This is a genomic window from Ramlibacter sp. AN1133, from assembly GCF_037890035.1.
Classification (GTDB): Bacteria; Pseudomonadota; Gammaproteobacteria; order Burkholderiales; family Burkholderiaceae_C; genus Ramlibacter.
In genome coordinates, this window is the sequence record NZ_JBBKTQ010000004.1 from 17224 (window position 1) to 41139 (window position 23916).

23 protein-coding genes are annotated in these 23916 nt (G+C 71.8%); 12 read left to right on the forward strand and 11 right to left on the reverse strand.

What is annotated here, in order from left to right:
* From WG923_RS06365 to WG923_RS06410, 10 genes are all read left to right on the forward strand, one after another.
* Nucleotides 1-261 carry a HypC/HybG/HupF family hydrogenase formation chaperone gene (locus tag WG923_RS06365; protein WP_340350106.1) on the forward strand — a complete coding sequence of 87 codons (261 nt, stop codon included), beginning with the start codon at nt 1-3 and terminating at the stop codon, nt 259-261.
* A complete protein-coding gene (hybE, locus tag WG923_RS06370) occupies nt 258-764 on the forward strand; it encodes a [NiFe]-hydrogenase assembly chaperone HybE (RefSeq protein ID WP_340350107.1) in 507 nt (168 codons plus the stop codon). Before WG923_RS06365 ends, hybE begins: the two co-directional genes overlap by 4 nt.
* An 86-nt stretch (nt 765-850) precedes the next feature.
* On the forward strand, nt 851-1183 hold the full coding sequence (gene hypA, locus WG923_RS06375) for a hydrogenase maturation nickel metallochaperone HypA (RefSeq protein WP_340350394.1): 333 nt from the start codon (nt 851-853) through the stop codon (nt 1181-1183).
* Nucleotides 1184-1195: 12 nt separating this feature from the next.
* Nucleotides 1196-2113, forward strand: a complete 918-nt coding sequence (gene hypB / locus WG923_RS06380) for a hydrogenase nickel incorporation protein HypB (protein ID WP_340350108.1) — start codon at nt 1196-1198, stop codon at nt 2111-2113.
* A 7-nt stretch (nt 2114-2120) separates the two neighbouring features.
* Nucleotides 2121-4415, forward strand: a complete 2295-nt coding sequence (hypF, locus tag WG923_RS06385; RefSeq protein ID WP_340350109.1) for a carbamoyltransferase HypF — start codon at nt 2121-2123, stop codon at nt 4413-4415.
* A 1-nt stretch (nt 4416) separates the two neighbouring features.
* On the forward strand, nt 4417-4656 hold the full coding sequence (locus WG923_RS06390; protein ID WP_340350110.1) for a HypC/HybG/HupF family hydrogenase formation chaperone: 240 nt from the start codon (nt 4417-4419) through the stop codon (nt 4654-4656).
* On the forward strand, nt 4653-5792 hold the full coding sequence (hypD, locus tag WG923_RS06395) for a hydrogenase formation protein HypD (RefSeq protein WP_340350111.1): 1140 nt from the start codon (nt 4653-4655) through the stop codon (nt 5790-5792). The genes WG923_RS06390 and hypD overlap by 4 nt, the downstream gene beginning before the upstream one ends.
* Nucleotides 5785-6843, forward strand: a complete 1059-nt coding sequence (hypE, locus tag WG923_RS06400) for a hydrogenase expression/formation protein HypE (RefSeq protein WP_340350112.1) — start codon at nt 5785-5787, stop codon at nt 6841-6843. Before hypD ends, hypE begins: the two co-directional genes overlap by 8 nt.
* Before the next feature lie 5 nt (nt 6844-6848).
* Nucleotides 6849-8561 (forward strand): hydrogenase maturation protein, encoded by a 1713-nt coding sequence (locus WG923_RS06405; RefSeq protein ID WP_340350113.1) that lies wholly within the window; start codon nt 6849-6851, stop codon nt 8559-8561.
* Nucleotides 8558-9982, forward strand: a complete 1425-nt coding sequence (locus WG923_RS06410) for a sigma-54-dependent transcriptional regulator (RefSeq protein ID WP_340350114.1) — start codon at nt 8558-8560, stop codon at nt 9980-9982. The genes WG923_RS06405 and WG923_RS06410 overlap by 4 nt, the downstream gene beginning before the upstream one ends.
* 143 nt (nt 9983-10125) lie before the next feature.
* Here the strand turns inward: WG923_RS06410 and WG923_RS06415 are convergent, their stop codons facing one another.
* Genes WG923_RS06415 through WG923_RS06430 form a run of 4 tightly spaced genes read right to left on the reverse strand, consistent with a single transcriptional unit; the run spans nt 10126 to nt 15128 of the window.
* On the reverse strand, nt 10126-11481 hold the full coding sequence (locus WG923_RS06415; RefSeq protein WP_340350115.1) for a sensor histidine kinase: 1356 nt from the start codon (nt 11479-11481) through the stop codon (nt 10126-10128).
* Between the two features lie 2 nt (nt 11482-11483).
* Nucleotides 11484-12965, reverse strand: coding sequence for a nickel-dependent hydrogenase large subunit (locus WG923_RS06420; RefSeq protein WP_340350116.1), 1482 nt, complete (start codon nt 12963-12965; stop codon nt 11484-11486).
* A 10-nt stretch (nt 12966-12975) separates the two neighbouring features.
* The gene (locus tag WG923_RS06425) at nt 12976-13983 is read right to left on the reverse strand and encodes a HupU protein (protein WP_340350117.1); all 1008 of its coding nucleotides are present in this window, start codon (nt 13981-13983) and stop codon (nt 12976-12978) included.
* Between the two features lie 35 nt (nt 13984-14018).
* A complete protein-coding gene (locus WG923_RS06430; protein WP_340350118.1) occupies nt 14019-15128 on the reverse strand; it encodes a hydrogenase maturation factor HoxV/HupK in 1110 nt (369 codons plus the stop codon).
* Nucleotides 15129-15288: 160 nt separating this feature from the next.
* On the opposite strand from WG923_RS06430, the gene WG923_RS06435 reads away from it, so the two are divergent.
* Nucleotides 15289-15903, forward strand: coding sequence for a YbhB/YbcL family Raf kinase inhibitor-like protein (locus WG923_RS06435; RefSeq protein WP_340350119.1), 615 nt, complete (start codon nt 15289-15291; stop codon nt 15901-15903).
* Between the two features lie 110 nt (nt 15904-16013).
* On the forward strand, nt 16014-16283 hold the full coding sequence (locus tag WG923_RS06440) for a hypothetical protein (protein ID WP_340350120.1): 270 nt from the start codon (nt 16014-16016) through the stop codon (nt 16281-16283).
* A 12-nt stretch (nt 16284-16295) separates the two neighbouring features.
* On the opposite strand, the gene WG923_RS06445 is transcribed toward WG923_RS06440, so the two are convergent.
* Genes WG923_RS06445 through leuB form a run of 7 tightly spaced genes read right to left on the reverse strand, consistent with a single transcriptional unit; the run spans nt 16296 to nt 23874 of the window.
* Nucleotides 16296-17291 (reverse strand): Bug family tripartite tricarboxylate transporter substrate binding protein, encoded by a 996-nt coding sequence (locus WG923_RS06445; RefSeq protein WP_340350121.1) that lies wholly within the window; start codon nt 17289-17291, stop codon nt 16296-16298.
* Nucleotides 17292-17310: 19 nt separating this feature from the next.
* Nucleotides 17311-18672: an MmgE/PrpD family protein gene (locus tag WG923_RS06450; protein ID WP_340350122.1), complete on the reverse strand. Its 1362-nt coding sequence runs from the start codon at nt 18670-18672 to the stop codon at nt 17311-17313.
* A gap of 11 nt (nt 18673-18683) precedes the next feature.
* Nucleotides 18684-19868: an acyl-CoA dehydrogenase family protein gene (locus tag WG923_RS06455; protein WP_340350123.1), complete on the reverse strand. Its 1185-nt coding sequence runs from the start codon at nt 19866-19868 to the stop codon at nt 18684-18686.
* Between the two features lie 19 nt (nt 19869-19887).
* On the reverse strand, nt 19888-20838 hold the full coding sequence (locus tag WG923_RS06460; RefSeq protein WP_340350124.1) for a hydroxymethylglutaryl-CoA lyase: 951 nt from the start codon (nt 20836-20838) through the stop codon (nt 19888-19890).
* Nucleotides 20823-21626 (reverse strand): enoyl-CoA hydratase/isomerase family protein, encoded by an 804-nt coding sequence (locus tag WG923_RS06465; protein ID WP_340350125.1) that lies wholly within the window; start codon nt 21624-21626, stop codon nt 20823-20825. Before WG923_RS06465 ends, WG923_RS06460 begins: the two co-directional genes overlap by 16 nt.
* Nucleotides 21623-22774, reverse strand: a complete 1152-nt coding sequence (locus tag WG923_RS06470) for a CaiB/BaiF CoA transferase family protein (protein ID WP_340350126.1) — start codon at nt 22772-22774, stop codon at nt 21623-21625. Before WG923_RS06470 ends, WG923_RS06465 begins: the two co-directional genes overlap by 4 nt.
* On the reverse strand, nt 22771-23874 hold the full coding sequence (leuB, locus tag WG923_RS06475; RefSeq protein ID WP_340350395.1) for a 3-isopropylmalate dehydrogenase: 1104 nt from the start codon (nt 23872-23874) through the stop codon (nt 22771-22773). Before leuB ends, WG923_RS06470 begins: the two co-directional genes overlap by 4 nt.
* Nucleotides 23875-23916: the final 42 nt, after the last annotated feature.

Consider the following 23916-nt stretch of genomic DNA (forward strand, 5'->3'; position numbering starts at 1 on the left):
ATGTGCCTGGCAGCGCCTTCCCGCGTGACGGCCCTGGCCGACGGCACGGCCACCGTGGAATGTTTCGGCCAGCGGCGCGAAGTGAGCCTGCTGCTGATGGAAGAGGCGGTGGCGGTCGGCGACTACCTGCTGGTGCAGGCCGGCGGCTTCGCCTTCGAGCGCCTGGACGCGGCGGCCGGGGAGGCCGCGCTCGCCTTGATGCAGGAATTGATGGCGCAGGACGAGGCGGTGTCGGCCCGCCGCTGGGGGAACGAAGCGTGAGCCACCGCGCCGACCCGACGGGGCTCGTCGAGGAAACCTTCGAGCGGATCCGGCGCGAGCGGATGGACGGCCTGCCGATCCTGAATCCGGCGCTGGCCGTGGAGGCCATCGGCCTGCAACGCTGGAACGGGCACTGGCTCGGCATCCTGCTCACGCCGTGGGCGATGAGCGTGCTGCTGCTGCCGGACGACCGCGCCGCGTGGGTGAGCACGCTGGCGCAGCAGCGGCGCTTCGTGCAGTTCCCGTTCGGGGATCTCGCCTTCCTCGGCGGCGACGAAGAGGGCCTGGGCGAATACCAGACCTGTTCCCTGTTCTCGCCCATGGAGGCGTTCGCGACGCAGCGGGAGGCGCGCGAGACCGCGCTGGCGTCGCTGGCCGCGCTGCTGGCGCCGGCGCCTGCGCCGCGCGAGGCGGTCCCGGAGCAGACCGCCGGGCCGGCGCCTGTGGCTGCCGCCCGGCCGCCGGTGCCGTCAAGGCGCCGCTTCCTCGGCCTGGGCGCCTGAGAGCCGCTTGATCTAAGACAACGTGGCGCGCGGGCGCCTGCGTAGATTGTCGCCCATGAGCCGGCGTGGGCGCTTCCGTGCATGAAATGTCGTTGGCCGAAGGCGTCCTGCAGCTGATCGAGGACGCGCGGCGGCGGCAGGCGTTCGCGCGCGTGCTGTCGGTGCACCTGGAAGTCGGTGCGCTGGCGGGCGTGGAGCCCGAGGCGATGCGCTTCTGCTTCGACGCGGTCACGCGCGGCACGGTGGCCGGCGGCGCCCGGCTGGAGATCCTGGCGGTGCCCGGCACGGGCAGCTGCATGGGCTGCGGCGAGACGGTGGAAATGAAGGAGCTGTACGGCGATTGCCCGCGCTGCGGCTCCGCGCAGGTGCAGGTGACCGGCGGGACGGAACTGCGGGTGAGCGAGCTCGAGGTGGAATAGTCAGGAGCGACCATGTGCACGACATGCGGCTGCGGGGCGGACCAGGTGGCGATCGACGGCGCGGCGGTGGCGCCGCATGCGCACGGGCACGATCATGGGGACGGGCACGATCATGGGCACGTGCATGACCACGGCCACGACCACGACCACGGCCACGACCACGACCACGGCCACGCACACCATTCGCACGCACCCGGCACCGCCGCCAGCCGCATGGTGCAGATCGAGCAGGACATCCTGGCCAAGAACGATGCGTTCGCGCAGCGAAATCGACAGCGTTTCGCGGACCTGGGCGTGTTCGCGCTGAACCTCGTTTCCAGCCCCGGCTCCGGCAAGACCACGCTCCTGTGCCGCACCATCACCGAGCTGCGCGACCTGCCCGTCTCGGTGATCGAGGGCGACCAGCAGACCACCAACGACGCCGAACGCATCCGCGCCACGGGGGCGCCGGCGGTGCAGGTCAACACCGGCAAGGGCTGCCACCTCGATGCCCACATGGTGGGCCACGCGCTGGAGAAGCTGCCGCTCGCCGAGGGCCAGTTGCTGATGATCGAGAACGTCGGCAACCTGGTGTGCCCGGCCGGCTTCGACCTCGGCGAGGCGCACAAGGTCGTGATCCTCTCCGTCACCGAGGGCGAGGACAAGCCGCTGAAGTACCCGCACATGTTCCGCGCGGCCGACCTCATGATCCTGAACAAGATCGACCTGCTGCCCTACCTGCAGTTCGACGTGCAGGCGGCGATCGCCAATGCGCGGCGGGTGAACCCGAAGATCCGCGTGCTGCAGCTCTCGGCCACGACCGGCCAGGGTCTGGCGGACTGGCTCGCCTTCCTGCGCGAAGGCGCGCTGGCCGCATCCTCCGCGCGCGAAGGGGAACTGCAGGCGCTGCGCCAGCGGGTGGCCCAGCTCGAAGCCAGGCTCGCGAGCTGAGGCGGCCATGACCTGCGCCTGCCGCATTCGTGTCACCGGGATCGTGCAGGGCGTGGGCTTTAGGCCCTTCGTCTGGCGGCTCGCGCAGGAACTGAACGTCTCCGGCTGGGTGCGCAACGACGCGGCCGGCGTGGAGATCGCCGCCGAAGGGGCGGCCACGCAGCTCGGCACCCTGCTCGAACGCCTGCGTGACGAAGCCCCTGCGCTGGCCCGCGTCGATTCGGTCCAGCGCATCGACTCGCCGCCGCAGCGCTTCAGCGGCTTCGTCATCGCCGACAGCGCAGGCGGCCACGCCGCCACCGCGATCGGCCCCGACGTGGCGACCTGCCCCGACTGCCTGGCGGAACTGTTCGATCCGGGCGGCCGCCGCTGGCGCCACGCCTTCATCACCTGCACCCACTGCGGCCCGCGCTACACGGTGACGCAGTCGCTGCCCTACGACCGCACTCGGACCAGCCTGGCGCCGTTCCCGCTGTGCCCCGCCTGCGCGCGCGAATACGGCGCGCCCGCCGACCGGCGCTTCCACGCCGAGACCACCTGCTGCCCCCGCTGCGGGCCGCACCTGGCGCTGATCGACGACGAGGGTGCGGTGCCCGGCGACGCGATCGCCGCCACGCTGCGGCTGCTGCGCGCCGGGAGCATCGTCGCGATCAAGAGCCTGGGCGGCTTCCACCTCGCCTGCGATGCGCGCAATGCCCAGGCGGTGGCGCGCCTGCGCCTGCGCAAGAACCGCGAGGCCAAGCCCTTCGCCGTGATGGCGGCCAACGCGCAGAGCCTCGAAGCCATCGCGCCCGTGCCTGCCCCCGCGCGCGGGTGGCTGGAGAGTGCGGAACGCCCGGTGGTGCTGCTCGATGCTCCGTCCGAGCTCGATGCGACGCTGCCCGGCGTCGCGCCCGGCCTGCGCACGCTCGGCGCCATGCTGCCCGCGACGCCGATCCAGTTCCTGCTGTTCCACGAGGCGGCGGGGCGTCCTTCCGGCCTCGCATGGCTGGAGCAGGAACAGCCCCTGCTGCTGGTGATGACCAGCGCCAATCCCGGGGGCGAGCCCATCGTGCGCGGCAACGCGGAGGCGCGCGAGCGCCTGGCCACGATCGCCGACGCCATCCTGGACCACGACCGCGAGATCGTGGCCCGCTGCGACGACAGCGTGGTGCGGCCGCAGGGCGCTGCCGGGCGCTTCGTGCGCCGCAGCCGCGGCTACGCGCCGGCGTCGCTGCGCCTGCCGGCGGCGGGGCCATCCGTGATCTCCTTCGGCGCCCACCTGAAGAACAGCGTCTGCGTCACGCGCGGCGACGAGGCCTTCCTGTCACCGCACGTCGGCGACCTGGACAACGCCGCCACCTGCACGTTCCAGGCCGAGAACGTGCAGCGCATGCTGGGCCTGCTGCAGGCGCGGCCGGACGTGGTGGCGCACGACCTCCACCCCGAGGACCACGCATCGCAGGCCGCCCTGGCCTTCGCGGCGGAACATGGCTTGCGCACGCATGCCGTGCAGCACCACCATGCGCACATCGCGGCGACGTGCGCCGAACATGGCTGGCGCGCGCCCGTGCTGGGGCTCGCCCTCGACGGCGTGGGGCTGGGCACCGACGCCACGGCCTGGGGCGGCGAACTGCTGCAGGTGCAGGACGGCCGCTTCGATCGCCTGGGCCACCTGCGCCCGCTGCCCCTGCCCGGCGGCGACCGCGCGGCGCGCCAGCCCTGGCGCATGGCCGCCGCGGTCCTCCACCTGCTCGGGCGCGGCGACCAGATCGCCGCGCGCTTCGCGCAGGAGCCTGCGTCCGGTGCGATGTTCGAGATGCTCAGGCGCGGCGTGAACTGCCCGCAGACGACCAGCATGGGCCGTGTGTTCGACGCCGCCGCGGGCCTGCTGGGCCTGTGCGCGCACATGCAGTACGAGGCCGAGGCCGCGATGCGGCTGGAGCAGGCCGCGCACGGCCGGCAGCCCGAGCCCTTGTGGTGCGGCTGGCACATCGATGCGGACGGCGTGCTGGACCTGCTGCCCCTGCTGGCATCGCTGGCGGACGAACGCGATGCCCGGGCCGGCGCCGCGCGCTTCCACGCGACGCTGGCGGCGGCCCTGGCCGACTGGCTGCGCCGCGCCTCCATCCTCACCGACATCCGCACGATCGCCTTCGGCGGCGGCTGCTTCCTGAACACGCAGCTTTCGCTGCAACTGGCCGACCGGCTGGAACACGAGGGCCTGCGCGTGCTGCAGCCGGAGCGCCTGCCGCCCGGCGACGGCGGCCTCGCGCTGGGCCAGGCATGGGTCGCGATGCAGGCCCTGCAGGGAGACAGCTGACATGTGCCTGGCGCTGCCCGTCAAGGTGGTGGACGTCGAGGACGCCGGCGACTGGGGCACGGTGGACCTGGGCGGCGTGCGCAAGCGCATCTCGCTGGCGCTGCTCGATGGCGTGGCGGTCGGCGACTACGTGATCCTGCACGTGGGCTACGCACTCGCCAGGCTCGATCCCGACGAGGCCGAGCGCACCCTGGCCCTGTTCTCGCAGATGGAGCCGGCCAGCCCCGCACCCGCGCCATGAAGTACATCGAGGAATTCCGCGACGGCGAGGTGGCGCGCACGCTGGCGCGCAGGATCGCCGCGGCGGTGGAGCCCGGCCGGCGCTACAGCTTCATGGAGTTCTGCGGCGGCCACACCCACGCGATCTCGCGCTACGGCCTGGCGGACCTGCTGCCCGGGGGCGTGCGCATGGTGCACGGCCCCGGCTGCCCGGTATGCGTGCTGCCGATCGGACGCATCGACCTCGCGATTTCGCTCGCGCTGGAGCGCGGCGTGATGCTGTGCAGCTATGGCGACACCTTGCGCGTGCCGGCCTCCGGCGGCCTGTCGCTGCTGAAGGCCAAGGCGCGCGGCGCCGACGTGCGCATGGTCTATTCGACGCTCGACGCGCTGCAGCTTGCCCGCGACCACCCGCAGCGCGAGATCGTGTTCTTCGCCATCGGTTTCGAGACCACCACGCCCCCCACGGCGTTGGCCATCCAGCAGGCGCAATTCGAAGGGCTGGCGAACTTCAGCGTACTGTGCTGCCACGTGCTCACCCCGGCGGCGATCAGCCACATCCTCGAATCGCCCGAGGTGCGGCAATGGGGCACGGTGCCCATCGACGGCTTCATCGGCCCGGCCCACGTGTCCACCGTGATCGGCAGCCGCCCCTACGAATTCTTCGCCGAGGAATACCGCAAGCCGGTGGTGATCGCCGGCTTCGAGCCGCTGGACGTGATGCAGGCCATCCTGATGCTGGTGCGCCAGGTCAACGAGGGCCGCTGCGACGTGGAGAACGAGTTCTCGCGCGCCGTCACGCGCGAGGGCAATGTCAAGGCTCAGGACCGCGTCGCGCAGGTGTTCGAGCTGCGGCGCGAGTTCGAATGGCGCGGCCTCTCGGTGGTGCCGTATTCGGCGCTGCGCATCCGCGGCGAGTACGCGGCCTTCGATGCCGAGCGCCGCTTCGGCCTGCAGTACCGCTCGGTTCCCGACCACAAGGCCTGCGAATGCGGCGCGATCCTGCGCGGCGTGAAGCGGCCGCAGGACTGCAGGCTGTTCGGCACGGTGTGCACGCCGGACAACCCCATGGGGTCCTGCATGGTCAGCAGCGAAGGCGCCTGCGCGGCGCACTACAGCTACGGCCGCTACCGGGACCTGGCCCTGAGCGATGGCTGAAGTCAAGCGCGCTTACGTGCGGCCCCTGGACCTGAAGACCGGGCGCGTCGACCTGACGCATGGCGCCGGTGGACGCGCCATGGTGCAACTGGTGCGCGAGCTGTTCGCCAGGCACCTGGGCAACGAGTACCTGGGGCAGGGCAACGACGGCGCCGTGCTGCCGCTGCCGGCGGGAGAGGGTGCGCGCCTGGTCATGTCCACCGACTCGCACGTGGTCTCGCCGCTGGAGTTCGCGGGCGGCGACATCGGCTGCCTGTCGGTGCACGGCACGATCAACGATGTGGCCATGATGGGCGCGACCCCGCTGTACCTCGCGGCCGGCTTCATCCTGGAGGAAGGCTTTGCGCTGGCGGAGCTGGATCGCATCGTGGAATCGATGGCCGATGCCGCGCGCGCTGCGCGGGTCCCCGTGGTCACGGGCGACACCAAGGTGGTCCAGCGCGGCAAGGGCGACGGCGTGTTCATCACGACGACGGGGGTGGGGGTGCTGGCGGCCGGCGTCGTCCTCGGCGGCGAGCGCGCACGGGCGGGCGACGCGGTCCTCCTCTCGGGCACCATCGGCGACCACGGCGTGGCCGTGATGAGCCGGCGCGAGAACCTGAGCTTCGACGCGCCGGTTTCCTCCGACACGGCGGCCCTGCACGAGCTGGTGGCCGCGATGCTCGCGACGGGCGCGGAACTGCGCTGCCTGCGCGATCCCACGCGCGGCGGACTGGCCGCCACGCTCAACGAGATCGCGCACCAGTCCGGCGTGGGCATGATGCTGCGCGAGAAGGCGATCCCCGTGCGGCCGGCGGTCGCCGCGGCCTGCGAGCTGCTCGGCCTCGATCCGCTGGATGTCGCCAACGAAGGCAAGCTGGTTGCGGTGTGCGCCGCGGCGGATGCGGACCGGCTCCTGGCCGCGATGCGCGCGCATCCCCTGGGCCGCGAGGCCGTGCGCATCGGCGAGATGATCGCCGACAACCATCATTTCGTGCAGCTCGAAACCGCCTTCGGCGGCCGGCGCATCGTCGACTGGCTGGCGAGCGACCCGCTGCCGCGGATCTGCTGAAGACCATGCGCATCCTCCTGCTCACGCACGCGTTCAACAGCCTCGCGCAGCGGCTGTGGGCGGAACTGCAGGGGCGCGGGCATGTGCTGTCGCTCGAGTTCGACATCGCCGACGGCGTGACCGAGGAAGCCGTCGCGATGTTCCGCCCCGACGTGGTCGTCGCACCCTACCTGCGCCGCGCGATCCCCGCGTCGGTCTGGCGCAAGGTCCCGTGCCTGGTCGTGCATCCCGGCATCGTCGGCGACCGGGGGCCCTCGGCGCTGGACTGGGCCCTGCAGGAGGGCGAATCGACCTGGGGCGTGACGGTGCTGCAGGCGGAAGCCGAAATGGACGCCGGCCCGGTGTGGGCGAGCGTGGAGTTCCCGCTGCGCGCGGCGAAGAAGTCCAGCGTGTACCGCAACGAGGTGAGCACTGCGGCGCTGCAGGCGGTGCTGCAGGCGATCGCGCGCATCGAGGGCGGCGCGGACGTGCCGCGGCGGCCGCTGGACATCGCCGGCGCGCGCGGGCGACTGCGGCCGCTGATGCAACAGGCGGACCGCGCCCTCGACTGGTCGCGGGACGCGACCGAAACCATCCTGCGCCGCATCCGCGCGGCGGACGGCTTCCCCGGCGTGGCCGACCAGCTGTTCGGCGAGCCCTGCCACCTGTACGACGCCTGGCCCGAAGCCCGCCTGGGCGGTACGCCCGGCGCATTGATCGCCAAGCGCGAGACGGCGCTGCTGCGCGCCACGGTCGATGGCGCGGTGTGGATCGGCCACGTGAAGCGGCCCGGCTCGATCAAGCTGCCGGGCACGCTCGCCTTCCCGCGGCAGGCGGCGGGCGTGCCCGAAGCGCCGCTGCAAGGCTGGTGGCGCGTTCCGCAAGCCACCTGGCAGGACATCGCTTACGAGGAGCAGGGCGGGGTCGGCTTCCTGCACTTCGAGTTCTACAACGGTGCGATGTCCACGACGCAGTGCACGCGGCTGCGCGCCGCGCTGCAGTGGGCGCGCGCGCGTCCGGTGCGCGTGCTGGTGCTCGCGGGCGGGCAGGACTTCTGGTCCAACGGCATCCACCTGAATGCGATCGAGGCGGAGAGCTTGCAGGGCGGCTCGGCGGCCGATGCGTCCTGGCGCAACATCGAGGCGATCGACGACCTCGCGCTGGAACTGATCACGACCGGAGGACAGCTCACGGTGGCCGCGCTGGCCGGCAATGCGGGCGCCGGCGGCTGCTTCCTGGCCCGCGCGGCGGACCTGGTGTGGGCGCGCGAGGCGGTGGTGCTGAACCCGCACTACAGGAACATGGGCAACCTGTACGGCTCCGAGTACTGGACCTACCTGCTGCCGAAACGCCTGGGCGCCGCGCGTGCGCAGGCGATCATGCGCGAGCGCCAGCCGCTCACCGCGCAGGCCGCGCTGGCCGCGGGCTTCGTCGACGACTGCATCGCGGGCGACCTGCCCGCCTTCGCCGAGGAGGTCGCGCGGCGGGCGGCGCGCCTCGCGGCCGATCCCGCCCTCGCGCAGCGCCTGGCGGACAAGCGCGCGGCGCGCGCTGCCGACGAGGCCGCCAAGCCGCTGGCCGCGTACCGCGAAGAGGAGCTGGCGCAGATGCGGCGCAACTTCTACGGCTTCGATCCGAGCTACCACGTCGCGCGCCACCACTTCGTGCACAAGTCGCCTGCGTCCTGGACGCCGCGCCACCTGGCGCGCCACCGCGAACCGGAAAGGAGGGCGGCGTGACGGCCCGGCCCGTCGCCGTGCTGGTGGTGGACGACGAGCCGCGCGCGCTCGAGACGCTGCGCCGCACGCTGGAAGACGAGTTCGAGATCTTCACCGCCGGCTCCGGCGCCGAGGGACTGCAGGTGCTGGAGCAGGAGTGCGTGCAGGTCGTCGTGTCCGACCAGCGCATGCCCGGCATGTCCGGCGTCGAGTTCCTGCGCACCGTGCGCTCGCACTGGCCCGACACGATCCGCATGATCCTCTCCGGCTACACGGAGTCGGAGGACATCATCCGCGGCATCAACGAGGCCGGCATCTGGCAGTACCTGCTCAAGCCCTGGCGGCCCGACCAGCTGCTGCTGACGCTGCATGGCGCGGCGCAGCTGTGGCGGCTGCAGCAGGAGAACCAGCGCCTGACGCTGGAGTTGCGCGGCAGCCCCGAGCAACTGGCGCAGCGCGTCGCGGCGCTGCGGCAGAAGGCGCGCGCCAAGGGCGGCTTCGACGCGCTCACGCGCGCGGCCGACAGCCCGCTCAACGAACTGTGCACGCTGGCCGACAAGGTGGCCGGCCACGATCTCGCGGTGCTCGTGACGGGCGAATCGGGCACCGGCAAGGAGCTGCTGGCGCGCGCCATCCACTACGCGAGCGTGCGCGCCGACGGGCCGTTCGTGGTGGAGAACTGCGGCGCCCTGCCGGACACGCTGCTGGAAAGCGAGCTGTTCGGCCACAAGAAGGGCGCCTTCACGGGCGCCACCGAATCGCGCATCGGCCTGTTCCAGCAGGCCGACGGCGGAACGCTGTTCCTCGACGAGATCGGCGACACCTCGCCGGCATTCCAGGTCAAGCTGCTGCGTGCGCTGCAGGAGGGCGAGATCCGGCCGCTGGGCAGCCCGCGCCCCGTGGCCGTGGACGTGCGGCTGATCGCGGCCACGCACCGCGACCTGGAGGTCGATGTCACGGCGGGGCGCTTCCGCGAGGACCTCTATTACCGCATCGCGGGCATGACGCTGCACCTGCCGCCGCTGCGCGAGCGGCCGCAGGACGTGGCGCCGATCGCCGAAGGCCTGCTGCGCTCGTACGGCTCGGCCGAGGCGCGGCTGACGCCGCAGGCGCTTGCGTGCCTGCGCGCCTACCCCTGGCCGGGCAACGTGCGCGAGCTGCAGAACGAGATGCGGCGCGCGCTGGCGCTCGCGGAGGGCACGGAGCTGGGGGCGGAGCTGTTCACGCCGCGGGTGCGGGAGGCGGCCGTCGAGGCCGTGCCCGTCGAAGCCACGGCCTCCTCCGGCATGCTGCGCCACCACGTCGAGCGGGTCGAGGCGCAGCTGATTCGCGAGGCGATGGAACGCCACCACGGCAACAAGACGCGGGTCGCGGATGAACTGGGGCTCACGCGCGTGGGGCTGCGGATGAAGCTGGCGAAGCTGGGGTTGACGGAAGCTTGAATGCGCGACGGGGGCGATTCGTAGGCTGGTGGTGGAGCGCAGCGAAACCCCAGCGCTTCGCTGCGCGCGCGCACCGCTGGGGTTCCTTCGTCACCGCCAGCCTACCCGTCGTCACCGCCAGCCTACCCGTCGTCACCGCCAGCCTACCCTTCGTCAGCGCCAGCCCGCGACAGCGGCAACGTCACCGTGAACACCGCGCCCCCCTGCGGCGCGTTCTCCACCGCCAGCCTTCCCCCGTGCTTCTCGATGATCCCGTAGCTGATCGACAGCCCCAGCCCCGTGCCCTTGCCCACCGGCTTGGTCGTGAAGAAGGGTTCGAACACGCGCGACAGGTGCTCGGGCCGCAGGCCCGGGCCGTTGTCGGCGAAGCGCAGCGTCACGCTCTGAGCGTCGCGGGTGCAGGTGATGGCCAGGCGGGGCACGGGGTTGTCCAGCGTGGCCGCGGCGTCGTAGGCGTTCTGGATCAGGTTCATCATCACCTGCAGCAGCTCGCCCGGGCTGCCGTTCACGTGGCAGGGCTCGCCCGGCTCGAAGATCACTTCGAACTGCGGTGCCGTGCCCTTGCGCACCCAGTGGATCGCACGCTCCACCACGCCCGTGAGGTCCAGCCGCGAGTCTTCCTCGCGCACGCCCGAGGAAAAGCGCTTGAGGCCGCTGACGATGTCCGCGGTGCGCTGCGCGCCTTCCAGCGTGCCTTCGGTGAGCGAGGGCAGGTCGGCGACGAGCCGGTCGATGCGCAGCTCGCGGCGGAGTTCGACCAGGTGCGGCGGCAGGTCCGCGGCGTGCAGTGCCGCGAGATAGCGCGTCAGCCGCTGCCCATAGCGCTCCAGCACGTGCACGTTGCCCAGCACGAAGCTGATCGGGTTGTTCAGTTCATGCGCCACGCCGGCCACCAGCCGACCGAGCGAGGCCATCTTCTCCGAATGCAGCAGCTGCTGCTGCGCCTGCTTGAGCGCGTCGTGCGCGTCGCGCAGCTGCCGGTACGCGCGTTTGAGTTCCCCCAACGGGCGTCCCACGAGCACGCGGCCCACGGGCCGGCCCACGCTGTCGCGGCGCAGGGTGCAGTTCATGTCCACCGGCACGGCGCCGGCGGCGCCGCGCAGGTTCAGTTCCACCACGGCGCCTTCGCGCGAGCCCGAGTGGTGCATGGCGAGCTGCCAGCGCTCCATGCTTTCCTCGTCGGCCAGCAGGTCCACCACCGGCGTGCCGCGCAACTGCGCGTCGCTTGCGCCCACCAGCTCGCACAGCGCGGGGTTGGTCTCCTCGATCAGGCCTTCCTCGTTGCAGGCGACCAGCACGTCGCTCATCGCGGCCAGCAGGCTGAAGATGAAGCGCTGCGATTCCTCCAGCTGCGCGTTCTTGTCTTCCAGCTCCACTTCGTCGGCGACCAGGCGCGAGTAGACCTCGTCCATCTTCTGGATCACGTCCAGCCAGGTTGCCTCGTTCACGCCCTCCAGTTCGCCGGAGGGGAGGTTCTGCAGGGGCGAGCTGCGGGCCATTCTCAATGTACCGTGCAGACCATGCAGGGGTCGAAGGAGCGCACGATGTGGCGCACGGCCACGCTGCGGCCGCGCCCGCGCGCGTCCTCGTCGACCGGCGCGCCCACCAGCGCCATCTCCAGCGCGCCGGGCGTGCCGGCCGCGTCGCGCGGCGAGAAGTTCCAGCTCGTGGGCGCGACGATCTGGTAGTTGGCGATGCGGCCGCCGTCGACGCGCACCCAGTGCCCCAGCGCGCCGCGCGCCGCTTCGGCCAGGCCGGCCCCCTGCGCCTGCAGCGGCATGGGATGCGCCGCATGGAAGGCTTCGCGGTCGATCGCCTGCAGCCACTGCTCCATCAGCGGCAGGATGCGCGCCACTTCCATCAGGCGCGCCAGGACCCGCGTGAACACGACGCCGCCGTGCCGCGCCACCGCGTCGCGCACCAGCGGCTGACCGGCGACCAGCTGGCGCGCGATGGCACCGGTCTCCACCACGCGGCCCGCCAGGCGGGGCGCCTTGTTCCAGGTGTACGCGCCGGGCTTGTCCGGCTCGGGCTGGGTACGGCCTTCGGAGGGATGCAGCGCGGCGCCCCCCACCGCCTGCGCCAGCCACGCGCAGCTCGCGTCCTCGCGCACGTCCTGCGGATGCAGCGGCAGCAGCTGGCCGGTCTGGCCGTCCCACACGCCGCGCGCGAAGGCATGCCCTTCGGGCTGCGCATAGGCCCCGAAACTGAGATAACGCCCCGGCCCGCCGCCCAGGCCGTGCAGGGCCGTGTCGTCCGCGATGTCGAGGAACAGGGCCAGGTCGCTGCCCGTCGCGCGGCCGCGCCAGTGGTCCAGCGCGCGCATGCCGTCCAGCGCCGCGATCTCCTCCAGCGGGCACCCGAACAGGGTGCCTTCGAGGAAGGCGCGCATCTCGCGCACCTTGGCCAGCAGCCGCAGGCGCTCGGCGCCTTCGACGGGCCGCGCGCTGCCCCCGGGCAGGATGGAGCCGGTGTGGGGCCACTTGCCGCCCAGCGTGCCGACCAGTTCCAGCCAGTGCGTGCGCTCGGCCAGCGCCGCGCGGCTGTGCAGGCCCGCCTCCGGCGCGCCTTCGGCCACCGCGCTGAAGCGCTGGCGCGCCTGCCCGTGCCAGGGCCGCGCAGCGTAGTCGCCGGCGCCGAAGTCCGGCATGAAGAAGGCGTAGAAGTGCATCACGTGGTCGGCGAGGTTCTCGCAGGCCAGCATCAGGTTGGTGGCGCGCAGGCCGTTGGCCGGCGGCTGCACGCCGGCCGCATCGGCCAGCGCGCGCGCCGCGGCGACCGATTGCGAGACCGAGCAGATCCCGCAGATGCGCGGCGCGATGGCAAGGGCATCGAGCGGATCGCGTCCGAGCAGCAGGTTCTCGAAGCCGCGGTACAGCGGCGCCTGCACGCGCGCCTCGCGCACCCGGCCGTCCTCCACCTCGAGCTGCACCTCGAGGTCGCCCTCGACGCGGTTGAAGGGGCCCAGTACCAGTCGCGTCATGGCCGCTCGCTCAGCGCAGGCCGGTCTTGCGCGGCTGCGGCGGCAGCACCACGCGGTCGCTGGTCGCGTTGACCTTCACGCGCTTGGGCGTCGCGCTCTTGGACAGCGAGGCGAGCGCCACGAACCAGGCCTTGGGCATGTCGGTGGGCAGGCCGATCGGGATGCCGGCGACCTTGGGCGTGAGGTGGAAGGGATGGCCGGGCCGCTGGAAGCCCGGCTCCGTGCAACTGATGCACGGATAGCCGCCGCGCGCGCAGGATCCCGCGCCGTTCCACAGGCGCCGGTTGCAATCCGCATGCGCCTGCGTGCCCTTGCACCCCATGTGCTCCATCAGGCAACCCTGCTGCGCGGGCAGCGTCGCGCTGGCCTTGTATTCGTAGTACTCGTTGCGGCTGCAGCCCTGGTGCACGAGCTGGTCCGCATAGAAGCGCGGCCGCCCGAGCGGATCGAGGTCGGCTTCGGTGAGCGCACCGGCCGCCAGGCCCATCAGCGTTTCCAGCACCCAGCCCGGATGCGTGGGGCAGCCGGCCACGTTGACCACCGGCAGGCCGGAGCGCGAACGGAACCCGGCTCCGAGCAGGCCGCCCTTCACGTCGTCCTCGTATTGCAGGCCGCAGGCCTCGGTGGCGCCCCCCGGGTCGGACGTGAAGCCGCCCCAGGCCGCGCAGCTGCCGATGGCCAGCACGTGCTGCGCCACTGCCGCGAGTTCGCGCACCCAGTGCACCATGGGCCGGCCGGTGCCGGCCAGCACGTGGAAGCGGCCGCTGCCGTGCGGGCCGCGCAGCAGCGCGCCTTCGATGCACAGGGCGTCGATGCGTTCGCGCCCCGCCACGGCGGCTTCGAGCAGGTCGACGACCTGTGCGCCGTCCGCCTGCGACAGCGCCGGATGCCACAGCACCTCGACGCCGGCACCGTGCAGCAGGCCCGCGAAGTCCTGCGTGTCCGCGCACAGCATGGACATGCTGCAGCCGCCGCAACCGCCGGACTGGAGCCACAGGACGCGCATCATCGTTGGCATGCTATCGGGGCAGGGGAGAGGGCACTTGCGCCATCTCAAGGAGCGGGTGCCACCGTGCAGGGCACGCAGGCATCGAAGGCCGTTCCGAGCAGGGCCGCCGCTTCCGTGTCGGAGGGCGCCAGGCGCTCCAGCGCCCGGGCGAGCGAGCCCTGCGGATGGAAGTTCCACTCGGTCGGCGCGAGGACGCGGTAGTCCTGCACGCAGCCGTTCGCATCCAGCCGCACCCAGTGGAACAGCAGGCCGCGCGCCATTTCGCACCAGGCGATGGCCTCGCCGGGGGCGAGCTGCAGGGCGCCTTGCTGCAGCATCGGCGGGGCGTCAGCGGCTGCCAGGGCGACGAGTTCGATCCAGCGGGCGGCGAGGCGATCCCAGGCCGTGGCCGGCGGCGTGGCGTGCGCGTCGTCGCGCTGGCGGGTCCAGGGCCCGTTCTCGCGCGCCTGCCCCCGCCAGCGCGGAAGCTGCGCGAAGTCCGTCTCGGTGGCGAGCGCGCCAGCGAGCGTGCGCAGGTTGGCCTCGCACGCGCCCGGTTCCGCCATGAGGATGCGCAGCGGCGTGCAGGCGATCTCGATGCGGCTGGCGAGCGCATGCCAGTCGCGCAGCGTGCGGGCGGGCGGGAAGGCCTCGGCCTGCTCATCGCACCAGGCCTTCAGCGCGGGCGGCGCGGCGCAGCGCGCCAGCCACTCCGCGGGGCTGCGGTGCAGGACCGTGTCGGCGAGCCACGCGCCGAATGCGCGCAGGGCGGCCTGGGCCGCGGCGGCATCGGGGGGCGCTGCACCCGCGATCCGCAGGGGCGACTCGCGCAACCACGCCAGTTGCGGCGCCGTGCCGGCGCGCGCCGGCCAGTCGAGGGCGATGGAGCGCAGGTGGTCGCGCGCGGTCTCGAACTGCAGGCCCGCCGGGTCGATTTCGGGCGCCGCGCCACCGGCCGCGCGCACGGCGGCCTCGCTGGTGCGGCGCTGCGCGTGCGCGCACAGCGTGAACACCGCCGCGCACGCCTGCGGCGCGCGGGCCGCGGGCAGGCCCTGCATCAGCGCTGCGAGGCGCCGGCCTTCGAGCACCGGACGCTCGCCGACGATCGCGGGCTGGCGCCCCGGCCGCAGCCGATAGGCGCCCGCCAGGTCGGCGGGGGCAGGGGAGGGGTTCACGGCACCCAAGGTGATGCATGCGCGCTGGCGCTGGCTTGAGGTGGATCAAGGACTGGTGCCAGCGAAAAAGCAGGATGCATCCGACAGCCATCCGGGATGCGCACGGCGGGCGGCCGCAGGTATCGCCGCCTACGCTCGGGGACCAAGCTGGAGCCACTGCATGCTGGAAAAACTGCCGGAGCCTTTGGGCCATGCCCTGCGCGACGCCCGCGCCGGCATGGACAAGCTCGTGTTCAACAAGTGCGGGATGCGCGCCGGCCACGGCACGCTCAAGGTCGGCAGCCTCGCTTTCGCCGACCACGCGCCCATTCCCGCCCGCTACACCGCCGACGGCGAGGGCGTGTCGCCGCCCCTGCACTGGAGCGGCGTGCCGCCGCAGGCCGCCAGCGTGGTGCTGATCGTCGAGGATGCGGATGCGCCCACGCCCGAGCCGCTGGTGCATGCGATCGTGGTCGACCTGCCGCCCGAGGACGCCGCCCTGCGCGAAGGCGAACTGCACAGCCCGCACCACGAAGGCGGCGGCGCGCACGAGGGCCGCAACTCCTTGCTGCGCTCCGGCTGGCTGCCGCCGGATCCGCCCACCGGCCACGGCACGCACCGCTATGCCTTCCAGCTCTTCGCGCTGGCGCCGGGCGAGCCCTTCCCGGAAAAGCCCGGGCGCACCGACGTGCTCAGGGCCGTCGAGGAGCGCGGGCTGGCAAGCGGGCTGCTGATCGGCACCTACGAGCGCGAGGGCACCGAGAAGATCCGCGCTGGCGCAGCAGTGGCTGCCTGAGCAGGAGCGGGACGCCCTTCACGGTGCACGTGGACGAAAGTTCCAGCCCTACCCGCACGTAGGACGCCGTCCTACTTTCTTGCGAGCGCCGTGTTCGGACACTGCGGGCCATGCACCACGATCAGTATCCCGCCATGGACCTCGACCGCACGGATTCCGAAGCCGGGATGGCGCAGGATTTCGAGATCGGCGTCTGCGACGAGTCCTTCCATGTCTACGCCCGCATCATCATGCGCGGCGCCGACGGGGTGCGCCGCATCGAGAGCGACCTGGCGGAGATGGGCTACCGGTCCGTCACCATCGGCACCAGCGCGCAGCTGCGAGGCTGCGACCTGCTGATGGTGCGCGAGGCAGTGCAGCCGACCGTGGCGCTGGGCTGAGCCAGCGCGCGCTCAGTCGAGCCGGATGCCGGCTTCCTTGATGACCTTGCCGTAGCGCGGATAGTCCGCCCGGATCATCGCCGCCAGTTCCTCGGGCTTGTTCGCCGGCAGCACCGGCAGGCCCGCATCGTCCAGCTTCCTGTGCACGTCCGGCGAATGCAGGGCCTTCATCAGCTCGGTGTTCCAGCGCGCCACCACGGTCGCGGGCGTCGCGGTGGGAGCGAAGAAGCCGACCCAGCTGCTCATGAGGAAGCCCGGCACGAATTCACCGATCACCGGGATGTCCGGCGCCGAGGGCACGCGCGCCTTCTCGCCCAGGCCCAGGATCTTCAGCTTGCCTTCGCGCGCCAGCGGCAGGATGGTCGACAGCGTGCTGATGCCCACCTTGATCTGCCCGCCCAGCAGGTCCGCGATCATCGGGCCGCTGCCCTTGTAGGGCACGTGGACCATCTCGATGCCGGTGCGCTGGCCCAGGACGATGCCGTTCACGTGGTGCGGCGTGCCCGCGCCCGCGGTGCCGAAGAACACCTGGCCCTGCTTCTTCGCCCAGGCCACGAACTCGGGAAAGGTGTTGGCCGGCACCGAGGGATGCACCGCCAGCCCCAGGATGGTGGTCGCGCCGTTGCCCAGCGGAACCAGGTCCCTGGTCGGGTCGAAGCCCATGTTGGCGAACAGGTGCGGGTTGACCACGATGATCGGCTCGGTCGCCACCAGGATGCGGGTGCCGTCGGCGGGGCCGCTGGCGACGTAGGCCGCGCCGATGTTGCCGCTGGCCCCGGCCTTGTTCTCGACCACCACCGGTTGCCCGAGGCTGGCCGTCAGCTTCGGCGCGACGGAGCGCGCCAGCAGGTCCGTCGACGCGCCGGCCGGGTAGGGCACGACGATCGTCAGTGGCTTGTCGGGGAAGTGGCCCTGGGCGCGGGCCAGGCTCCAGGCGGCGGGCCCGGCGGCCAGCAGCGTGCCGGCGCGCAGCACGGCGCGGCGGGAAAGGGGATGCGGGGGTTGCATGCTTGTCTCCTTGGTATGTCTATTTCCGGGTCCAGGTGAGCTGGCGCACGTCGGGCAGTTGCGGCAGGCGCAGCAGCGAGTCGAGCAGGCGCGCCGTGTCCAGGTGGGTCACGCCTTCGCAGCAGTCCCTGAACTTCGCCTGCAGCTCGCCGTCGGCCAGCGGGTGGCGCGCGTCGCCGCGGGTGCCGCTGACTTCGCCGCTGTCGAAGCGCCGGCCGTCGCGCAGTTCCACCACCACGCGGTCGCTCGCCGCGAGGGTCGGTTCGTAGTCCAGGCTCGTGTCGGTGGTGGCGATGCGGACGCGCTGCATCAGGCGCTGCACTTCGGGGCTGGCCACGAATTCGTCGGTGAGCTGCGCCAGGCCGACCCGGCGCACCAGCAGCGCGGCGGCCGCGGCGAACTCGAGGCTGAACTTGGCTTCGAGCGCGCGCTGGGGCGCGTGATTGCGCAGCATCGAGGCCTGCGCGACGCCGACGGTGGCGTGCACCGCCGCCACGTCGGCGGGCGCGATGGCATGCGCCTGCGAGAGATCCAGCAGGGCGTCGATCACGCGGTGCGTGGCGAAGCACATCGGGTACTTCTTGACCGTGAGGCCCAGGTCGGCGATGCGCAGCGTGGTGCCCAGGGGCTGCGCGGGCCCATCGAGCCGCACCCGCCCCTGTGGCGACACCGCGACGAGGAAGCCGGTGGGGTGCTCCAGCACGTCCGGCGCGCCCGTCATGCCCGCCGCCGCGAGGTTCACCGCATCGATGCCGTGTGCCGCCGCCTGCCCGGCGTGGAAGGGCTTGGCCATGCTGCCGAAGTTGGCGGTGAGGCCCGCAGCCATGCTGGCCGCCAGCGCGATGGCGTGCGCGCATTGGTTCGCATCGAGGCTGCGCAGCGCCGCGACCGCGGCGGCGACCGCCAGCGTGCCGAACACGCCGGTGGGGTGCCAGCCCTTGAGATGGTGCAGGTCCGCGTCGCGCGCGATCAGTTCGGCCCACACCTCGTAGCCCACCACGTAGGCGCGGACCAGGTCCAGGCCGGAGGCCCCGAGGCGTTCGCCCTCGGCCAGCAGCGCCGGCACCAGCACCACGCTGGGGTGGCCCTGCAGCGCCACGTCGTCGTAGTCCAGCGCATGGCCGGCGGTGGCGTTGACCAGGGCCGCGTTGCGCGAGGAGGTGCGTTGGTTCGCCACCAGCACGCTCGCCTCCTGCACGGCGAGGCCCTGGGCTTCGGCGAAGCGGCGCACGATGCGGGTGACGGGCTCGTTGCGCCCCGCCAGCATCGTCGCCACCGTATCGACGAAGCCGTTGCGAACCGTGTGGCGCACGGCCTCGGGGAGGTCGAGCCGGCCGGAGCCCGCCGCGAAGGCGCCGAGCTGCTGCGTGAGGCGGCCCATGGCGTTCACGCTCAGTACGAGCGCGGCATCCCGAGCACGTGCTCGGCGATGTAGGCCAGCACCATGTTGGTCGAGACCGGCGCGATGCGCTGGATGCGGCACTCGCGCCAGCGGCGCTCCACGTCGTATTCGCGCGCGTAGCCGAAGCCGCCGTGGGTCTGCATGCAGGCTTCGGCCGCGTTCCACGCCGCCTCGGAGGCGAGCAGCTTGGCCACGTTGGCGTCCTCGCCGCAGGGCAGGCCGGCGTCGAACAGGGCCGCGGCCTTGCGCAGCATCATGTCGGCGCCCTGCGTCTCCGCGTAGGCGCGGGCGATGGGGAACTGCACGCCCTGGTTCCGGCCGATCGGGCGGTCGAACACGATGCGCTCGCTGGCGTACTTCGAGGCGGTGCGGATGAACCAGCGGGCGTCGCCGATCGATTCGTGCGAGACCAGGATGCGCTCGGCGTTCATGCCGTCCAGGATGCACCTGAAGCCCTTGTGCTCGGGGCCGATCATGTTCTCCGCCGGGACCTTCAGCCCGTCGAAGAAGATCTCGGTGGTGTTGTGGTTGATCATGGCCGGCAAGGGCCGGATTTCCATGCCCGCGCCCTTGGCCTCGCGCATGTCCACCAGGAACACCGACAGGCCGTCGGTCTTCTTCTCGCACTCCTCCACCGGCCTGGTGCGCGCCAGCAGCAGCATCAGGTCGGAGTGCAGGGCGCGCGAGGTCCAGACCTTCTGCCCGTGGATCTCGTAGTGGTCGCCCTTGCGGATCGCGCGGGTCTTCAGCTTGGTCGTGTCGGTCCCGGTGGTGGGTTCGGTGACGCCGAAGGCCTGCAGGCGCAGCTCGCCGCTGGCGATGCGCGGCAGGTACTTCTTCTTCTGCTCGGGGCTGCCGTGGCGCAGCACGGTGCCCATGGTGTACATCTGCGCGTGCGCCGCGGCGGCGTAGCAGCCCATGGCGTGGCATTCCTGCAGGATCACGCCGGCCGCGCGGATCGGCAGGCCGGCGCCGCCGTACTCCTCGGGGATCAGCACGGCGAGGTAGCCCGATTCGGTCATCGCGCGGACGAACTCCGTGGGGTAGGCCTCGCGCGCGTCCATGTCGCGCCAGTAGGCGCCGGGGAAGTCGGCGCAGATGCGCTGCACGCTCTCGCGGATCTCCGGGTAGTCCTCGCCGAGGGCGACGCTCACGTTCTCGATGCGGGTGCTCATGTCCATGTCTCCGTCAGGCTCACCGCTCGCCAGCGGTCTTGTACTTGGTGGGCAGGCCGGCGCGGGCCAGCGCGCCGTAGAGGGGCGTTGCGGGCAGGTTGCGGGCGACGATCTCGCGCACCGCGACCAATCTGCCCAGGTCGACGCCCGTGCGCATCCCCATCGCATCGAGCAGGAAGCACAGGTCGTCCATCACGATGTTGCCGGTGGCACCGGGGGCGAACTGGCAGCCGCCCAGGCCGGCCAGCGAGGCATCGAAGCGGCGCACGCCGCATTCGAGGGCGGCCGTGACGTTGGCCAGGCCCAGCCCGCGCGTGTCGTGGAAGTGTGCGGAGACCGGCACCGGTCCCACCGCGGCCATCACCGCCTTGAACACGCTCTTGACGGAGGCCGGCGTGGCGTAGCCCACCGTGTCGGCCACCATGATCTCGTCGGCGCCGGCTTCCACCAGCGCGACGGCGTACTTCACCACGTCGTCCTGCGCGATCTCGCCCTCGAAGGAGCAGCCGAGCGCGGTGGAGAGGCCGCCCAGCAGGCGCGGCCGGCGGCCTTCGGGTTGCGCACGCACGAGGTCGGCGATGCGGCCGAAGTCGGCCACCGATTCCTCGCGCTCGCGCCGCACGTTCTTCAGGTTGTGCGTGCGGCTGACGGACATCACGAAGTTGAGCGTGTGCACGCCCAGGGTGATGCCGCGCTCCGCGCCTTTGAGGTTCGGCACCAGGCCCATCACCTTCAGGCCCGGAATCGCCAGTGCGCCTTCCACCACCTCCTGCGCGTCGACGAACTGCGGCACGAGTTTCGGCGGCACGAAGGAGGTCACCTCGATCTCGCGCACGCCCGCCTGCGCTTCAGCGCGGATCCAGGCCAGCTTCTCCTGCGTGGGGAAGAAGGTTTCCAGCATCTGCAGGCCGTCGCGCAGGCCGACCTCGCAGACCGTCACGTCGATGTCGGCCATCAGCGTCCCTTCCATTGCGGTGCGCGCTTCTCGTTGAAGGCGCGCACGCCCTCCAGCCGGTCCTCGGTGGTGATCAGGCGGTTGTAGGCCTCGATCTCGAAGCGGTAGCCCGTGAGCAGATCGGTCTGCAGGCCGTAGTGGATCGACCGCTTGGCCTGCCGCACCGACAGCGGCGCGTTGGCCGCGATCTCCTCCGCGGTGGCGAACACCTGTGCCATCAGGTCCGCCGCGTCGGCGCAGACGCGGTTCACGAGTCCCCATTCGTGCGCCTCCTGGGCGCTGAAGGGACGCGCGGTGAGGATCAATTCCTTGGCGCGCCGCTCGCCGACGGCGCGGGCGAGGTTCTGCGTGCCGCCGCCGCCCGGCATGATGCCGAGCTTGACCTCGGTGAGGGCGAAGCGGGCCTGCGCCGCGGCATAGACGAAGTCGCAGGCTGCCACCGTCTCGCAGCCGCCGCCGTAAGCCACGCCGTTCACCGCCGCGACGATCGGGATCTGGCATTCCATCTGCGCCATGAAAGCGCGCTCGAACAACTCGTGCTGCGCCCGCCACGCCTCGACGGTCATGCCGTTGCGCTCCTTGAGGTCGCCGCCGGCGCAGAAGGCGCGCTCGCCGGCGCCGGTGAGCACCACGCAGCGGGTGTCGCCGGGCTCGGCGTCGATGCGCCGCCACAGGTCCAGCAGGTCGTGGCCCATCTGCGTGTTGATCGCGTTCATCACCTCCGGGCGGTTGATCGTGACCAGCAGGACATGCGCGCCGTTCGGCACCACCTGCAGCGTGGCGTAGTCGGGAAAGGTGTTCATGCGGTGACCCTCGTTCCAAGGACTTCCTGCGTGTGCGCGCCCAGCGCGGGCGAGGCGGAGGCCGGCTGCGGGCGCTGGCCGTCGAAGGAGACCGGCAGGCCCATCAAGGGGATGCTGGCGCCCGGCACGCGCTGCGCCAGGCCCAGGGCCTGCGTCTGCGGATGCTCCAGCATCTGCTGCACGTCCTGCACCGGCGCGCAGGGCACGCCTGCGGCGTCGAGCGCCGCGTTCCAGTCCGCGGACGTGCGTTGCGCCATCCCGGCTTCGATCAGCGCATAGAGCGCGGCGGCGTGGTGCACGCGATCGGGGTTGGTGGCGAAGCGCGGATCCGCGGCCCATTCCGGGTGTCCCAGCACGGCGCAGAAGCTCGCGAACAGCTTGTCGTTGCCGGCCGCCACGACCAGTTCGCCGTCGGCGGTGCGGTACGCGCGGTAGGGAACGATGCCGACCTGGCCCGAGCCGGTCTTGCGCGGCACCTCGCCCGAGGCGAAGTATTGGGCGGCGAACATGGTCATCCAGGAGCCCGCCGTCTCGAACAGGGAGACGTCGACCACGCCGCCGGCGCCGGTGGAGGTGCGCCGCAGCAGCGCGGAGACGATGCCGATCACCGCCCACATCCCCGTGCCCATGTCGATGATCGAGGGCCCCACGCGCACCGCGGGCCAGCCTTCCTCGCCGACCATGCTCATGATCCCGCCGAAGGCCTGCATCAGCGGGTCGTAGCCGGGCTTGTCCTTCAGTGGGCCGGTGGCGCCGAAGGCGCCCAGGTTGCAGTACACGAGCGAGGGCTTGCGCGCGAGCAGCGCCTGCGCGCCCAGCCCCAGCGCATCGGCCTGGCCGGGCCGCAGGTTCTGGATCACGACATCGGCCCGCGCGTCGATCAGCGCCAGCAGCCGCGCGCGGTCGTCGGGATCGCGCAGCTGGCAGACCACCGATTTCTTGTTCCGGTTCAGGGCCTGGAAGGTGGCGGCGGCGCCATCCACGAAGGGCGGGCCCCATTTGCGCGCGTCGTCGCCTTCCGGCTTCTCCACCTTGATCACCTCGGCGCCGAGGTCGCCGAGGATCTGGCCGGCGAAGGGCGCGGCCACGCTGTGGCCGAACTCGATCACGACCCTGCCGGCCAGCGGCAGCGCGCTGGAGGTGCTCATGCCCGGTGCAGGCGATCGAGCTCGCGCACGACCGCGTCGCCCATTTCGACGGTGCCCACGGACTTGCCGCCCGGCGCGGCGATGTCGCGCGTGCGGATGCCGGCGGCCACGACGTTCTCCACCGCCTGCTCCAGCAGCTTCGCCTCCTGCGGCTGGTTGAAGGTGTGCGCCAGGCACATGGCGAAGCTGAGGATGGACCCCAGCGGATTGGCGATGCCCTGGCCGGCGATGTCGGGCGCGCTGCCGTGGATCGGCTCGTACAGCGCCTTGCGGCCGCTGGCGGCCGGTGCGCTGAGCGACGCCGAGGGCATCATGCCGATCGAGCCGGCGCACATGGCGGCACAGTCGGACAGGATGTCGCCGAACAGGTTCTCCGTCACCATCACGTCGAACTGGCGCGGGTTGCGCACGATCTGCATGGCGGCGTTGTCCACGTACAGGTGCGTGAGCTCGACGTCGCGGTATTCCTTCTGGTGCAGCGCCACGACCGTGTCGCGCCAGAGCTGTCCGTTCTCCAGCACGTTGCCCTTGTCCACCGAGCACACCTTGTTGCGGCGCGTGCGGGCCAGCTCGAAGGCGGCGCGGGCGATGCGCTCGATCTCGGTGTCCGTGTAGACCATCGTGTTGACCACGCGCCTGTGGCCGTCCGGCAGGGTTTCGATGCCGCGCGGGGTGCCGAAGTACAGGCCGGCGGAGAGCTCGCGCACCAGCACCATGTCCGTGCCTTCCAGCACCTCGGGCCGCAGCGTGGAGGAATCCTGCAGCGCCTTGATCGCCTTGACCGGGCGCAGGTTGATGAAGAGATCCAGCTCCTTGCGCATGCGCAGCAGCTGGTCCTGCCTGCGCGCCTCGTACGGGATCTTCTCGTACTCGGGCGAGCCGGTGGCGCCGAACAGGATCGCGTCGCTGGCCAGCACGTGCTGCCAGGTCTCGTCGCGCATCAGGTTCTGGTACTTCTTCCAGGCGGAGATGCCGAACAGCTCCTCGCGCACTTCCATCTTCACGCCGCGCTGTTCCACGAACCACTGCACCACGCGCATCGTCTGCGCCAGGATCTCGGGGCCGATGCCGTCACCGGCGAGGACTAGGACTTTCTTCAAGGCAGGTTGCTCCGTGGTGCGATAGATCCAGGGCCGCGCGGC